The sequence below is a fragment of the Nostoc flagelliforme FACHB-838 genome (assembly GCF_014698065.1).
Classification (GTDB): domain Bacteria; phylum Cyanobacteriota; class Cyanobacteriia; order Cyanobacteriales; family Nostocaceae; genus Nostoc; species Nostoc flagelliforme_B.
The window spans coordinates 100,562-115,464 of the sequence record NZ_JACJSI010000015.1 but is presented as its reverse complement, the minus strand read 5'-3'; the positions used below and the strand labels follow the sequence as shown (position 1 = coordinate 115,464).

At 43.2% G+C, this 14,903-nt stretch carries 10 protein-coding genes; 5 read left to right on the top strand and 5 right to left on the bottom strand.

Going from position 1 to position 14,903, the window contains the following annotated elements; all coding sequences use genetic code 11:
- Positions 1–435, bottom strand: a 435-nt coding sequence (locus H6G97_RS10825) for a helix-turn-helix domain-containing protein (RefSeq protein ID WP_190940612.1), incomplete at its 3' end; no start/stop codon positions are given.
- Between the two features lie 162 nt (positions 436–597).
- Positions 598–3,621 (bottom strand): zinc-dependent metalloprotease, encoded by a 3,024-nt coding sequence (locus tag H6G97_RS10820; RefSeq protein WP_190940611.1) that lies wholly within the window; start codon positions 3,619–3,621, stop codon positions 598–600.
- A gap of 512 nt (positions 3,622–4,133) precedes the next feature.
- Between H6G97_RS10820 and H6G97_RS10815 the strand changes: the two genes are divergently transcribed.
- Both H6G97_RS10815 and H6G97_RS10810 read left to right on the top strand, forming a co-directional pair.
- Positions 4,134–5,903, top strand: a complete 1,770-nt coding sequence (locus tag H6G97_RS10815) for a pentapeptide repeat-containing protein (RefSeq protein ID WP_190940610.1) — start codon at positions 4,134–4,136, stop codon at positions 5,901–5,903.
- Between the two features lie 451 nt (positions 5,904–6,354).
- Entirely contained in the window at positions 6,355–9,519 is a 3,165-nt protein-coding gene (locus H6G97_RS10810) for a pentapeptide repeat-containing protein (protein WP_190940609.1), read from the top strand.
- A gap of 266 nt (positions 9,520–9,785) precedes the next feature.
- On the opposite strand, the gene H6G97_RS10805 is transcribed toward H6G97_RS10810, so the two are convergent.
- Positions 9,786–9,995: a hypothetical protein gene (locus H6G97_RS10805; RefSeq protein ID WP_190940608.1), complete on the bottom strand. Its 210-nt coding sequence runs from the start codon at positions 9,993–9,995 to the stop codon at positions 9,786–9,788.
- 222 nt (positions 9,996–10,217) lie between these two features.
- Between H6G97_RS10805 and H6G97_RS10800 the strand changes: the two genes are divergently transcribed.
- From H6G97_RS10800 to H6G97_RS10790, 3 genes are all read left to right on the top strand, one after another.
- Positions 10,218–11,288: an LOG family protein gene (locus H6G97_RS10800; RefSeq protein WP_190940607.1), complete on the top strand. Its 1,071-nt coding sequence runs from the start codon at positions 10,218–10,220 to the stop codon at positions 11,286–11,288.
- A gap of 170 nt (positions 11,289–11,458) precedes the next feature.
- Positions 11,459–12,781 carry a D-alanyl-D-alanine carboxypeptidase gene (locus H6G97_RS10795; protein ID WP_190940606.1) on the top strand — a complete coding sequence of 441 codons (1,323 nt, stop codon included), beginning with the start codon at positions 11,459–11,461 and terminating at the stop codon, positions 12,779–12,781.
- Between the two features lie 264 nt (positions 12,782–13,045).
- Positions 13,046–14,260 (top strand): HhoA/HhoB/HtrA family serine endopeptidase, encoded by a 1,215-nt coding sequence (locus H6G97_RS10790; protein ID WP_190940605.1) that lies wholly within the window; start codon positions 13,046–13,048, stop codon positions 14,258–14,260.
- A gap of 119 nt (positions 14,261–14,379) precedes the next feature.
- On the opposite strand, the gene H6G97_RS10785 is transcribed toward H6G97_RS10790, so the two are convergent.
- Positions 14,380–14,664: a type II toxin-antitoxin system RelE/ParE family toxin gene (locus H6G97_RS10785; protein WP_190940604.1), complete on the bottom strand. Its 285-nt coding sequence runs from the start codon at positions 14,662–14,664 to the stop codon at positions 14,380–14,382.
- The gene (locus H6G97_RS10780) at positions 14,661–14,888 is read right to left on the bottom strand and encodes a hypothetical protein (RefSeq protein ID WP_190940603.1); all 228 of its coding nucleotides are present in this window, start codon (positions 14,886–14,888) and stop codon (positions 14,661–14,663) included. Before H6G97_RS10780 ends, H6G97_RS10785 begins: the two co-directional genes overlap by 4 nt.
- Positions 14,889–14,903: the final 15 nt, after the last annotated feature.

Here is a 14,903-nt window from a genome sequence, read left to right as displayed (position 1 = left end):
ATTTATCGGCTGTTCCATGCTATCGACTAATAGTCTGAAGTTCGTTAAGACTTCTTGAACAAACAGTAAATCGCTTTCATTATTTGAGACTTGTTCTAATAAACTAGATGGTAAGATGTCACGAAGAATGGGTATCCAATCATGGAATGTATCATTAGCTTCTGTCTTAGAAACACCAAACAACATTCCTAATACTTGAAATCTTGGCATTTGTCTTAAATAAAATAAGCACAAACATACTTGCTCACTCGTTGACAACTTTGTAGGGCGACCTCCTCCTGACGCATTGATTCTAATTTTTTGACTTTCTTGTTTAGTTTTAATATCCTTGTAACGATTTATGGCACAATTTAACAGTGATTGCAACTGCTCGTAACTAATCCCTAGAATTTGTTTCGTTCGGTGCGGATACTTCTGGATATAATCAAAAACCATAACTAATACAGAAAAATGGTAGACACTTACTTAAACGTTTTACCATTTTTCTTTTCCTAAGTTAATATTTCGGACAAGTCTATAGCATTCTAAATATATTTTGCCAACATGAGCGGGAATAAGAATTAGGAATTTTATTATTAACTCCTAACCCTAACTTTTTTAATTCCCTTGTAACGGGGCGTTTAAGACTTTCTCAATGCGATCGCGTGTTTCTAGTAAGTGCGCTTTGGTGTATTGATCCTGGGAATTAACCCCTTTGAGTTTCTCATCTAGCTGTTTAAGTTTATACCAAGCTAAAGTCCGAGCATCTTCGGGAACATATTCTTTTCGCAATACCATACCAGTCAAAATGTCCAGATATTCGCGCTGCAAGCCTCGCCGTAGACTGGCGATTTTCATCGGTTTATCTTTTGGTTTGATTACTTCCGTCCAAACACCTGATTGTAAAGTGTCAAATAGTTCCGGTAGAGACAGTGCTTTTCCCTCGCTAGTTTTGAGTTCGATATCTTTGAGGCGAGAGAGGCGATCGCCTGAGAGTAAATCTCGCAACACAGAACTCTGCATGAGTAGCACCAAGTCATGAATTGGAAAATCCAAACGACCAACTCGCGGATAACTACCCCAATGCCGCCAACGGGAAGGTGCTAACTTATTCAGTAGTTCTGGTGAAAACTTCAGGGCATCTTCTGCAAACACATATTTTTGTAGCGTCTCTAAAGCCTGCCGTTGTTCTTCAACTGGTACTGCTTCAAATGGTAATCGATTTTGCCGGACTCCAGAGACTTTTTGGGAGGGGAGCTCGTTAGGGTGAATGCGATAGAAAGACTGTCCCCCGATGTATTTTGTGGTGTAATATATTTGCTGGAAATAGTTACCTAATACCATACTAAAACGTTCGCTCACATCGCTGTAACTATCACCATTCATTGGGAAACGTTTATCGAGACGTTCCCACATCACCCGCGAATTATTCAATTGCCACTGAGAATAAAGCAGCACATTGCCGCTGTTATCCCAAGCATCAGCAGTTGGGTCAAGGTCATACACATCTTCATCTGTAGAATAACTCAACTCTGGCTTATAGGATTGTGCAGCAATTTCCTCTAAAATTGGCTTTTCTGCTAGGGGAGTTGATGTCTGAATTTGTGTGTAGCCATACTTAATCGCCCATTCATCATAAGGCCCTACCATGCTAGGAAAATAATCTCCCTGTTTTGTACCCTGAGGAGCGATATTTGGGGGAATATAATCCATTACAGAAGTTGTCAGACCTTTAGCTTTGGTAATTTCTGTATTATTCATCTCCTGCGGTGCTAACAGTGTACTACCACGGAAATTATGACGTAAACCAAGAGTATGCCCAACTTCGTGAGCGATGATTAAACGTAAATATTGATTGATATATTCTTTTACCTGGTCTGGAGTGGCCATAGTCTCTGGCAGCAGTGACATCGCTAGTGAACCAACGGCAAACTGGTTAGCAGCTTCCATGCCATAGCATAAATCGTACTCGCCTGCCATTTTTGACAAACGACTCAACAACCCCTGTTTCCCTTGCATTTGCTGGGGCACACCACTGTTTTTAGCATCTAAACCATTAGCGCAAAGTAGACGATTTTGCATCAACGCTGATAAAGTGGTGCGATTTTCTGTTTGGCTGGGTTGAACGATTTTACGATACTCACTTTTGAGTACCCTTACAAAGCTGGCATCTACGAGAATGTCTGCATCCAAAATTTCCCCTGTTAATGGGTTAACGCGGGATGGCCCCATTGCAAAGTATCCATCTACTGTATTAATCCAGCGAACTGTGTTGTAACGAATATCTGCTGGGTCCCATGTGGCATCATCGGGCATTTGGCGGACTTCAATTGCATCCTTAAATCCCGCCTTAAGAAAGGCTTTGTTCCACATCAGGATGCCTTCTTTCATCGCATCGCGGTACTCTAAAGGCACAGCGTTATCAATCCAGAAGACAATCGGTTTTTTGGGGTGAGAAATTATTGCTTTCGGGTCTTGTTTTTCTAAATGCCAGCGATTGATGTAGCGGACAAAAGAATCGCCGCGATCGTCTTTGGATAAATCTTGATAGGCGGTGATGAAATAGCCGATGCGATCGTCAGCAATGCGAGGTCGATAATCTTGATCGGGTAGTTGGGAGAGACTATAGTGGACGCGCAGGGTAAAGCCACGGTTGTCAGCTAGCGAAGCAAAGCTTGCCACTTCACTATTGCGGTCAACCCCACCAGAGAAATTTAAAACTGATTCGATTTCTAAGTTTTGGGGAAAAGCTTTAGCAGTACCAAAATAAGATTGATCTGTACTTCCCGGTACTCCTAAACTTACAGATAATCCAGCTAAGTCTGTGAGTAACAAATCTCCCAAGTCAATGAGAAGAGTTTTGCGTTCTGGATGAATGCTTTTAATGGAAATGCTATAGAGAACAGAATCACTAAAAGACCGCGCTAGCGATCGCACCTGTGGATCTCCCTCACGAGTGCGAAAATTCACATTGCGGATCACAAAGTTTAATTTATCATCCACCCGTTGGAAATAAAACAAAAAATCTTGCAGCGGCATACCACTGTAAATACCCCGTTCGCCAATGCCCGATTCTAGGGTTGCCGTAGCTAGGTAATTTTTATTAAGTTGTTCTGGCTTAATTTCTAGATAAATCTTATTCTTTTCTTTATTGCGATAAAGGGTAAACAATCCCCCTGACTTTTGGGTGTCTTTAATTACTTCATTAAATGGTTCCAAATCATCCTTGGCTGCTGGTTTAGCGCTAGGACTAGGCTTTGTATTTGGTTTTTCTGGAGGTTTGGCAACTTGTAAAAATGGTTGCTGTGCTGCTTTTTTCAGGTCTTTGACTACCCACGTAAACGGTTGAGGCTGTGCGGATTTATTTTGGTTAACTACCCAAACTTGCCCTGACGGTAGCCTCTGTTTATCAGAAATATTGATATTATTTGGCGATAAGGCTGAGATTTTAGTTGCAAAAGATTCTGTTTTTAACTGACTATTGGATTTCTCTCCACTTTTAGCTGTCACCACAGCTTCTACAACTCTATGGTTGCCTGACAATGTATCAACTTTGTTAACAGACGGTGACTTGGCACTAGCTGTTGCTATTCCTACAAACAAACCATGTAACAAAATTATATAAAAGGTTAATCTGTTCATCGCATCCATTCCCGATAACTATCCCGTAGTAAATTTATAACTTTTGCAAAGCTATATAGCCTGCACTCTGCCGATTTTCTCAGTTGCGTTATATTAAGCAGCAAACTTTGGCTTCAATTTAGTTGCCATTTACTAGCTTTATTGTGTTGTTTTAGTGTAGGATTTTTCCTAACAATTGTGTCTCCAAGAAACAGTAAGTATTATTTTTACATCAGACTAGGAAATTTATGGGAAAAAAAGTATAACAAATTAGCCAAGGTATGGAAATTAATTTATTTTTAAGATAATTTTTCAGTTAACACTTTATCTACATTATGAGAAGCCGCCTTTTCGGAACGCTGTTGGTAAATTCACTGAAGTAGTCCGGTGTAGACATCGTCAACTCATGATTTTTTTACCATAGTATTTATTTATACTATTGATTTCTGTCAATGAGAAGCAAACTAGCATAGAAAAACTTTTAATTCAGGATTATCAAAAACAGTAACTTAAATGTAACAACGGACACAAAAATGTCAACATATTTATCTCAAGTCTGGCTGCTGCTGAGAAATTATGTGAGGGGTACGAGGTTGCAAGAGATGCCAAAGACCACATCGCTAGAAACTGAAGCAGTTTTACCTTTAGGAAAAAGTATTAAAGAAGCAGACAAAAGTGTTAAATTTGCTCAAGATAATTTGCAGGAGTATTTATACTCGCCAACACTGCAAAAAAGCTTAGAAAAATGGACAATACCAGTCAACGGTTTGACTTCTAAGATAGACAATCAGACATCGGGCATTGTCGCTTCTGGGTTTTGCTTTAAAATATGCGATCGCCAGATGCATGAAGAGATTTACGATTTATTAGGTAATAGTGCCCTGAAACCAGAAATAGTCAACCAATTAATAGAATTGGTTGTGACAAATAAGAAAATTCACCTAGAACTGCTTTTCTGGCGGCTAGAAGATTTTTATCGTCGCTGGTGTCAGGGAGAATTTATCGATGGAACACCAGATGATAACTTGCCTCAGAAAACCAGATTAAAGCTAGCAGCAGAAAATATTGCGATCGGGTTAAGACAAGTAGACATATATACAGGTTTAAACGTACTAATTTTACTGTTAGAGTTACACCGCTACGCTCAAGGGCAAGATGAACTCAAACAAAAAATCACCTTTTATCCATCTGCCCAACCAGACACAGACAATTTTTTCACATCCCAATTACTGCGGATCATCAACTATAGTGATGCACTGGAAATTGGCAACTTTAGCAGCATAGTTGGACAATTCCTCAAAAGGGGCAACTTTCAGAATGCTTACCTGGGGGATGCCAACCTCACCGGAGCAGACTTTAGCGGTGCTAACTTAAGCCTTGCTTATCTCGGCGATGCCAACTTAACTGGTGTCAACTTCAGCGGTGCTAACCTTAGCGGTGCCAACCTGGGGGATGCCAACCTCAGCGGTGCCAACCTCAGCGGTGCCAACCTCAGCCGCGCCGACCTCAGCAGCACCAACCTCAGCGGTGCCAACCTTAGTTGTGCCAACCTTAGCCGCGCCGACCTCAACCGCGCCGACCTCAGCAGCACCAACCTCAGCCGCGCCGACCTGAGCCACGCCGACCTCAACCGCGCCGACCTCAGCAGCACCAACCTCAGCCATGCTGACTTAAGTAATGCCATCCTTTTCGGTGCGAATCTGAGTGAAGCCAACCTCCGCAGCGCTAATCTTAATCATGCTGACCTCTGTCGTGCCGACATTAGTGGTGCTGATTTGAGTCATGCCATCCTCAACGGTACTAACCTTAGTGACACAATTCTTTTTAGTACCAACCTCAGTGATGCCATGCTTGTTGCCGCAGACCTCAGCTATGCCAAACTTAATGGTGCCAAACTTAACAATGCCAGACTTAACGGTGCAATGTTTTTAGGCGCCGACCTCAGCGGTGTAGACCTGAGTCGGGTAATTCTCAACGAAGCCGACCTCAGTGGCGTGATTCTCAACGAAGCCGACCTCAGTGGTGCCGACCTCACCGACGCTATTCTTTTCGGTACAGACTTCAGTTATGCCAACCTTAACAGTGCTAACCTGAGTGGCAGTAACCTCAGTGGTGCTATCCTCAATGGTGCGGATCTCAGCCATAGCAACCTAAGTTACGCCATTCTGGGTGGTGCTGACCTCAGCGACGCCAATATGGAAAAAATGACCTGGGGTAAAAAGCAGCAGTGGGAAGATGTGCGAGGATTAGAGACAGCAGTTAATATGCCGGAGGCGTTGAAAGAAGAATTGGGATTGAATTGAGATGAGGGGACAAGGAGACAAAAGGGAAGGTAAAACCAAGCTTTGAACACCAACTTTCCAGTTTTGAACACGACTTTTCGAGTTCTGAACACCAGCTTCCGGGTTCTGAACACCAACTTCCGAGTTCCGAACACCAACTTCCGAGTTTCGAACATGACTTTCCGAGTTCTGAACACGACTTTCCAAGTTCCGAACACGACTTTCCGAGTTCCGAACACGACTTTCCGAGTTCCGAACACGACTTTTTGAGTTCTGAACTCTATCTATGAGTATCTCAGCTTGAATGATGAACTCAGAAACAGCAAAAGTTTAATTATTGGCACGGTGCGATCGCCTTTTCTCTTCCTCCGTGTCCTCTGCGCCTCTGCGGTTCGTTATTCTTAATACATCCCATCAACCCCAAATTTTACACTAGACTCTAAATAACCAGTAATTACACGAGTCTAAGCGAATGAACAAGTGTTTATCGCAAACCTGGCAGAAGTTTCGGCAATCCTTCTCAGTCGGAGAGACTTTAACCACCACAGTTGAGACTGGCAAAGCAATTTTAGAAGCTGCAAACACCTTTAAAGAACAAGGTGCCAGCCTAGAACCATTGAAACCTCTCTTACAAAACTCATCTTCACTGCTAGATGTGTTGTGTTCACCTTTATCGCAGGTAGTGGGTGCGGGTTTGCCATTCGTACCGCTGGGAATAGCCTTGCTGAAGTTTTCCCGCGATATAACAAAACAAGATCCTTCCCTAGAAGACTGTGTATTTATTGTTAGTCAAGCTGCTTATTTAGAAAGTGTCAATGAAATTTTATCTTTATACCCATCTATTAAATGGGATGCTGACCCCAATATTAATAAAGAACTAACTAAACAACTACAAAAACTCAATGATATTGAATTAGATTATCAAAGTGCTAGCAATGCTATAGCCTGTTTCCACGAATCAGAATTAGCTAAAGCATTTAATCAAGTTTTATTAGCGCGGTTAGCAGCAGCAAACATCCCCAATGCTCATGCTAATATTTTGACGCAACGAGTAGCTTGGAATACTCACCGCTACATAATTAAAGCCTGGATAGAATCAGGCGATGCTATCAAAAATATAATTCAACCTTCCTTTGGTGAATGGCAGAAAGAACAACAGAAGTTTTCTAGTATTGATGAATACCTAAAAGCTCATATTGCTAGCAAACCTTTAGAAGTAGTTTTTGATGAGAGTTTTTCATTTAAAGATATTTACGTACCTTTAAAAGCCAAACTTGTAGATAAAAATGGGGAAATAGATGAAAAAGTAGACTCCTTATATTTAGAAACATGGGCTAAAGAAAATCTGCTAAATCCAAATAACCTAGAACAAGTGATGTTTGTTCAAGGAGGCCCGGGGCGGGGTAAAAGTGTCTTCTGTCGAATGTTTTCTGATTGGGTACGGCAGCATTTGCATCCTATTTGGACACCAATTTTGATTCGTTTACGGGATTTAGACTCTTTTGAATCGCGTTTAGAAAATACTTTAGAAGCAGAACTGAAAATTAATTTTATTCAAAATGATAAAAACTGGTTAACGAATAAAAACACCCGTGTTTTGTTTATCCTTGATGGGTTTGATGAATTGCATATTGAGGCTAGAACCAACCTCAATCTAGAAGCATTTATCAAACAAGTCTCTGGATTTCAGGAGGAGTGTAAAAGTTACCGCGACATGGGACATCGAGTGTTGATCACTGGTAGGTCGATGTCTTTACAAGGTATCCCTCACTTGCCTCGCAATTTAGAGCGGGTGGAAATTGCCGAAATGGATAGAGAACTGCAACAAAAATGGTTAGATAAATGGGAACAGCTACCAGCTAATAAAGAAAAAACCGCAGCTTTTGGGCAGTTTTTACAAGGTGATAAATGTCCGTCTGAGGTGAAAAAATTAGCCCAAGAGCCGCTCTTACTTTATTTGTTAGCGGCAATGTATCGAGATGGAAAATTGGCAATTGATAAATTAGAGCAAGCAAGCCATAGCACAGCCAAGATTGTAATTTATCAGGAGTCTTTAAACTGGGTACTGACAAAACAGCGTTCCGAAGTAAAGGTTTCTCAACAAAATGGGACTGAATTCGTTGATTTAAATCCTGATATAACTCAACAGAAACCCGAAGATTTAAAACGTATTCTCACAGAAGCGGCTGTTTGCGTTGTGCAGTTGGGAGGCGAATTTGCTTCTATGTCAATGTTAGAAGCACGTTTACAAGACGATGAAGCTGCAAAAGCCTTAATTGAAAAAGCTAAAGAAAAACTGGGTAACGAAGCTCTCAAAACAGCTTTAGCTGCTTTTTACATTCGTCCTGCTGATAAACAAGAGGGTGGAGTTGAGTTTTTTCATAAGAGTTTTGGCGAATTTCTCTTTGCTGAACGTTTGAAAGTACGCCTGAAAGCTTGGACACAATATTACGAAGCAGAAGATGGAAGACAATTAGTTATTTCCGAAGCCCAAATGAATTGGCAAATTTATGATTTGCTGGGTTTTGGCAGACTCACACGAGAAATTGTGGAATATTTGATGGGTTTGCTGACTGAAAATCAAGATTTCCGTTGGGAGCAGTTATTTAAACGCTTAGAAAAGTTTTACGTTAACTGGTGTAAGGGGAAATTTATTGACTCTGCTGAAGAGACTTTACCCCAGAAAAAGCTGCGACAGTTGCAAAAGTATGGAATTCAAGGGCTAGGTCAGCGTCAGGTAGATATTTACGCAGGCTTGAATGTGATGATTTTGCTTTTGGAGTTGCACCGCTATGCTCAAGAGCGAGATGATCTCAAAAAGCAAATTATCTTCTATCCATCTGGTCAACCAGAAGAAAATTCTTGGACAACCCAACTGCTTCGCATCATTAATTACAGTGATTGCTTTCAGTTTCAAACTTTCAATAGTGTAGTTGGGCAATTCCTCAGGGGCGCAGACCTTAGGGGCGCACACCTCAGTGGCGCAGACCTCAGCGGCGCAAACCTCAGCAGGGCAAACCTCAGCAGGGCAAACCTCAGCAGGGCAAACCTCAGCGGCGCAAACCTCAGCGGCGCAAACCTCAGCGGCGCAAACCTCAGCGGCGCAAACTTCAGCAGCGCAAACCTCATCGCCGCAGACCTCATCGCCGCAGACCTTAGGGGCGCAAACCTCAGGGGCGCAGACCTTAGGGGCGCAAACCTCAGCAGGGCAGACCTCGGCAGCGCAAACCTCATCGGCGCAGACCTCAGGGGCGCAGACCTCATCGGCGCAAACCTCAGCAGCGCAGACCTCAGCGGCACAAACCTCAGCGGCGCAAACCTCAGCGGCGCAAACCTCAGCGACGCAAACCTCAGCGACGCAAACCTCAGCGACGCAAACCTCAACGACGCATACCTCAGCAGCGCAAACCTCAGCGGCGCAGACCTCAGCGGCGCATACCTCAGCAGCGCAGACCTCAGCGGCGCAAACCTCAGCGGCGCAAACCTCAGCGGCGCAGACCTCAGCAGCGACTACTTCAGCGGTAAAGATTTTAGAGATATCCGCTGGGATGAAAAGACAAAATGGGATGATGTGAAAGGGCTGGATACAGCGAGGAATGTGGCAGAAGCCTTAAAGCAACAGTTGGGGCTGAGTTAAGAAGAAGTGGAAGCAAAGGAACAGGGGAAAATCGGTACATAACTGTAATTGAACGTGAATTCAACGGCTCATATAGTGTCCGCCTAATTAATTCAATGAAAAAAAAGACCTCTCCCTGGTTTTACTACGCAAAACCGTCCCTCTCCGACTCGGAGAGGGATCAATACGGTTCGGTTAAGAATATTTGTAGGTTGAGTTGAACGAAGTGAAACCCAACAAACCCCGCAAAATGTTGGGTTTCGTTCCTCAACCCAACCTACACATTTTTATTTTTTGGGCTTAACCGAACCGTATTGGAGGAGGGACAGACTTGAACTAAAACTCAAAGCAGAGAGAGGTTCGTCGAACTCACGCAAAACACGAACTTCCGAGTTCCGAACACCAACTTCCGAGTTTTGAACACGAACTTCCGAGTTCCGAACACGACTTTCCAAGTTCTGAACACGAACTTCCGAGTTTTGAACGCGAACTTCCAAGTTCCGAACAACAACTTCCGAGTTCCGAACACCAACTTCCGAGTTCTGAAGATGAACTTCCGAGTTCCAATCTCAAATGATGGGGATCTGAGCTTGAGCAGTGATGAATAATACCTCAAAACCCGCTCTGAGTTTGCTAACTGCACATCAGAAGGCTATATTCTGCTTGCTAGAGTGTGAGTAGTTCACGTAAAATATAGTGCCATTGTTGCAGCAGTTCTCATGACCTCATCTGCGTCGTTTGACACATTAGAGTCTTTACAGGCGGATATCGCTGAATTGATCGCTCATTTACCGACATTAAAAAATCGGCAATTTATTCAGCAAGCACTTGCTACTATTGTTCGTCTAGCTGATACCGAAATTGAGCGTCTCGATTGGAAAATATTGTCGGCTGCATTAGCAGATATGGAACGCGGTTTCCAGCTTTTTTATGATTACCGACACGTTCGCAAAGTCACCATCTTCGGTTCTGCTCGTCTAGCGCCAGATACACCAGAATACCAAATGGCCCTTGAGTTTGCTCGCGCTATTTCTCAATTAGGATTTATGGTGATGACTGGCGGTGGTGGTGGAATCATGCAGGCGGGTCATGAAGGTGCTGGGCGAGAAAATTCTTTTGGATTAAACATTCAGTTACCCTTTGAACAAGAAGCAAACCCCTTTATAGAAGGTGATCCCAAGCTAATTAACTTCAAATATTTCTTTACCCGCAAGCTGTTTCTCCTCAAAGAAAGTGATGCTGTAGCCTTGTTTCCTGGAGGCTTTGGCACTCAAGATGAAGCTTTTGAATGTATGACATTAAGCCAGACTGGTAAATTTGGCCCACTACCTCTAGTTTTAATTGACCACCCTGGTGGTGATTACTGGCGCTCTTGGAGCGAATATATTGATAAGCAATTAGTGCAAAATGGTCTTGTCAGTCCTGAAGATCCCAACCTTTATACAGTGACAGATAACTTGGATGTGGCTTGTGATGCCATTACTAGTTTTTACCAGGTTTATCACTCCAGCCGCTATGTAAGCAATAAGTTAGTCATCCGCCTGAAGACAGATATATCAGACGCGCTTGTAGAGCAACTCAATGCTGATTTTAGCGACATCCTGATTCAAGGAAGGATTGAAAAAAGTCAGGCATTACCTCAAGAAGCCCAAGATGAAACTTTTGGACTACCCCGCCTCACTTTATACTTCAATCAACGCGACTTAGGGCGCTTGTATCAAATGATTGCCACAATTAACCAGAAAGGTACTCCTTCACCAGAGGATGCAGCGCATCCAGAAAGAAAGTAAGTATCTTGCATAAGTTGGGAAAAGGGTAAGGGGGAAGGGGAAAGAAAAAACCTTTAACCTTTACCCTTTAACCTTTTCCCCAATTATTATGGCTCAATACTGATTGTCGTAAAAAAACTTGTATATTAGCACAGTAAACAACATCTCAAATCTCAACAGAGGAATAAAAAATGCTGGAATTATTGGGTTCAGGTTTGGTGTCACTTTGGCTGGAAATGGCTGGGGTACAAATCAAGCCTCTAGATGCCTTAGATGCTCTAACTTGGCAAAGTAGCCCTGGCTTAGTTCTTGCCCCTGATCCAAATCCAACTGGGGCAACTACGGTGCAGGGATATCTAAAAAAGCTCATAACATCAAAAGTTGTGGGGCAAAATCTGGCTGAGAGTCAGGGGATTTGGATGCAGTCGGGGCCGATGCTGATGGCAAATCACCAAGGTACAACTCCTCTACCGGCGGCTTCTTTAACCAAAATTGCAACTTCACTAGTTGCTTTGAAAACTTGGGGGCCAGATTACCAATTTGATACTTTGGTGAGTGTCACTGGGCCTGTAGTAAATGGAGTTGTACAGGGCGATTTGATCGTTGCTGGCCGTGGCGATCCTTTGTTTGTTTGGGAAGAAGCGATCGCTCTTGGTAATACTCTCAATCAAATGGGCATTAAGCAAGTAAAGGGAAATTTGATCATTACTGGCAATTTTGCCATGAATTTCCAACGTCAGCCGATGCTGGCGGGTCTGATGCTCAAACAAACACTAAATCGTGCGACTTGGGGTCGCCCCGCTATTTATATACACTCAATCATGCCCAAGGGAACACCCAAGCCTCAAGTTCTCATTGCAGGCGGGGTGAAAGTTGAAGCCCAACCAAACCCTCAACAAACTTTGTTACTGCGTCATCGCTCATTGCCCTTGAAGCAACTAATCAAGGAGATGAACGTTTACAGTAACAACGATATGGCAGAGATGCTGGCAGACTCAGTAGGGGGAGCATCTGTAGTTCAATCAACCGCCGCCAGCCTTGCTAGAGTGCCACAAGTAGAAATTCAGTTAATCAATGGATCTGGACTGGGCCCAGAAAATCGTATTTCCCCCAGAGCCGCTTGTGCCATGCTGATGGCTATTCAAGGTGAGGCAGCCGTCCATCAACTGAATCTAGCTGACTTGTTCCCCATGTCTGGTTTTGATCAGCGGGGGACACTACACGCTAGGCATATTCCCATTGCTACTGTGATCAAAACTGGTACTCTCCGGGATGTCAGCGCTTTAGCAGGAGTAATGCCCACACGCGATCGCGGTTTGGTTTGGTTTGCTATTATCAACCGTGGGACAAATGTCTGGGGTTTGCGGACTGAACAAGACCAACTCTTGCAAAGTGTTGTCAAACAATTACAACTACCTCTTACTGTTCCTGTTGCCCTCACTCCCCACTCGGCGGTAAACTCTTTACCCCAGCTAGGCGCAGCTAGTCGGAATGAAATCTTATACAAAAGTTAGTTCATCGATAGTCTACAGTTAGAACAGAGAGCGGACTAATCTTATGAGCAATCCAAAAGTTTTATTGATGGGTAAAAACCGAACTTGTAAAGGGTAAATGTCCATAATAGCTTTTGGGTTAAATTTTCTATTAAGTTGATTACAGGCAGTTCGTAAAATGCCCTAACCCCAGGAGTGGAAACAGGCGAAACTTAGAATAAAAATAACTGTAAATAGATTTGTCACGACTAAGCAACAATTAGGCTTATAAATTAGGTTGTGATTATGCGATTTCCCAAATTATTTCGGTCTTTCCGTCAACTCGGTACTCATGTTTTAGCGATCGCGCTAGGAGTTCTGCTAACAGTTAGCACATTGCAGGTGTTACCTTCCCAAGCCGAACCAGCACCCACAGTAACTGCTGGAGATACTTCAAACCTAATTGCTCAACGGCAATCTCCAGCCGCTGCTGCGATCGGTAGCACTAGTTTTGTCACAGCAGCAGTGAATCGTGTTGGCGCAGCAGTTGTCAGAATTGATACTGAGCGCACAATTACTCGTCGCGTTGATCCATTTATGGAAGACCCCTTTTTCCGTCGGTTTTTTGGTGAAGGTTTCTCCCAACAGATTCCTTCTGAGCAATTACGCGGTGTAGGTTCAGGTTTCATTCTTGACAAAAGCGGGTTAGTTCTAACTAATGCTCATGTGGTCGATAAGGCTGATAAAGTAACAGTCCGGCTCAAAGATGGGCGCACCTTTGAAGGGAAAGTTCAAGGTATTGATGAAGTCACAGATTTGGCAGTAGTCAAAATTAATGCTGGTAACGATTTACCAGTAGCGCCCTTGGGTTCTTCTAGTAATGTCCAAGTAGGAGACTGGGCGATCGCAGTTGGTAATCCTTTAGGATTTGATAATACTGTTACCTTGGGAATTGTCAGCACCCTCAAGCGTTCCAGCGCTCAAGTCGGCATTAGTGACAAACGCTTAGACTTCATTCAGACAGATGCCGCTATTAACCCAGGAAACTCTGGCGGGCCACTATTAAATGGTCAAGGTGAAGTGATTGGGATTAATACAGCCATTCGCCCTGATGCAATGGGTATTGGATTTGCCATTCCTATTGATAAAGCCAAAGCGATCGCTGCCCAACTACAACGTGATGGCAAAGTTGCTCACCCCTATCTAGGTGTGCAAATGCTAACTTTGACACCTGAACTTGCCAAGCAAAATAACACTGATCCCAACTCTCCTATTCAGATACCAGAAATTAGTGGTGTTTTTGTCATGCGAGTTGTTCCCAATTCTCCAGCAGCATCTGCGGGTATCCGGCGCGGGGATGTAATTCTTCAAGTTGATGGTAAAGCTATTACCAGTGCTGAACAATTGCAGAATGTTGTCGAAGACAGTCGTCTTGGTCAAGTATTACAGGTGAAAGTGCAACGGGGTAATCAGACACAGCAGCTTTCAATACGCACAGCTGAGTTGCAAAATGCTTCGTAGGGGACAATATAGCCGAATATAGCCGATTTTAATTGTGTGGAATAGTAAGGGCACAGCATTGCTGTACCCTTACTGCGGTTATATCAAAATGTCATCCGCTCAATTAAATGACGACACAGTTAATAAACTTCATCATGCGTGCCGATGTCGAGTAAAACAATGGCTTCACTATTGGTTTCTACATCCAGTTCAATAGAGAAGACAACACGACAATCATAGCCGCAAGAGCAGGACTGAAGACCATCAAGTTTGCCACTCAGTTTGTGGGTGTCTAAGCCTGGAGCAAATACGTCTGCTTCCATTTGTTGAAGAGTGTCTTCAATGCGTTGCTGGAGTTCAGCATTTCGCTTCACAAACTTACGGAATGCTCGTTTAAATTTTGGGGTCAAAACCAGCAGTCTCATTTCTCTGGTTCGTTTAACGACTGGCGTAATTCTGCGATAACATTTTGGGCTGACTGATGCGGAAATTTACCTACATGGAAATCAGCTAGGGTTTGTTGGGCATCCGTAACTATTTCTGCACGACGATTTTCGTGATGGCGGTTTTGTAAAATATTGATCAGTATTTCTTGCTGCTCGGAGGAAAGTTGCAAAGCGTCTTTCAGCACTTGATCGAGAGTACTCATGAGTGAATTATACTA

Bases quoted from the DNA above. Each gene is read 5' to 3' on its own strand.
- H6G97_RS10820 (WP_190940611.1), bottom strand. From the start codon at position 3,621: ATGAACAGATTAACCTTTTATATAATTTTGTTACATGGTTTGTTTGTA.
- H6G97_RS10780 (WP_190940603.1), bottom strand. From the start codon at position 14,888: ATGAGTACTCTCGATCAAGTGCTGAAAGACGCTTTGCAACTTTCCTCC.
- H6G97_RS10790 (WP_190940605.1), top strand. From the start codon at position 13,046: ATGCGATTTCCCAAATTATTTCGGTCTTTCCGTCAACTCGGTACTCAT.
- H6G97_RS10810 (WP_190940609.1), top strand. From the start codon at position 6,355: ATGAACAAGTGTTTATCGCAAACCTGGCAGAAGTTTCGGCAATCCTTC.
- H6G97_RS10785 (WP_190940604.1), bottom strand. From the start codon at position 14,664: ATGAGACTGCTGGTTTTGACCCCAAAATTTAAACGAGCATTCCGTAAG.
- H6G97_RS10800 (WP_190940607.1), top strand. From the start codon at position 10,218: ATGACCTCATCTGCGTCGTTTGACACATTAGAGTCTTTACAGGCGGAT.
- H6G97_RS10795 (WP_190940606.1), top strand. From the start codon at position 11,459: ATGCTGGAATTATTGGGTTCAGGTTTGGTGTCACTTTGGCTGGAAATG.
- H6G97_RS10815 (WP_190940610.1), top strand. From the start codon at position 4,134: ATGTCAACATATTTATCTCAAGTCTGGCTGCTGCTGAGAAATTATGTG.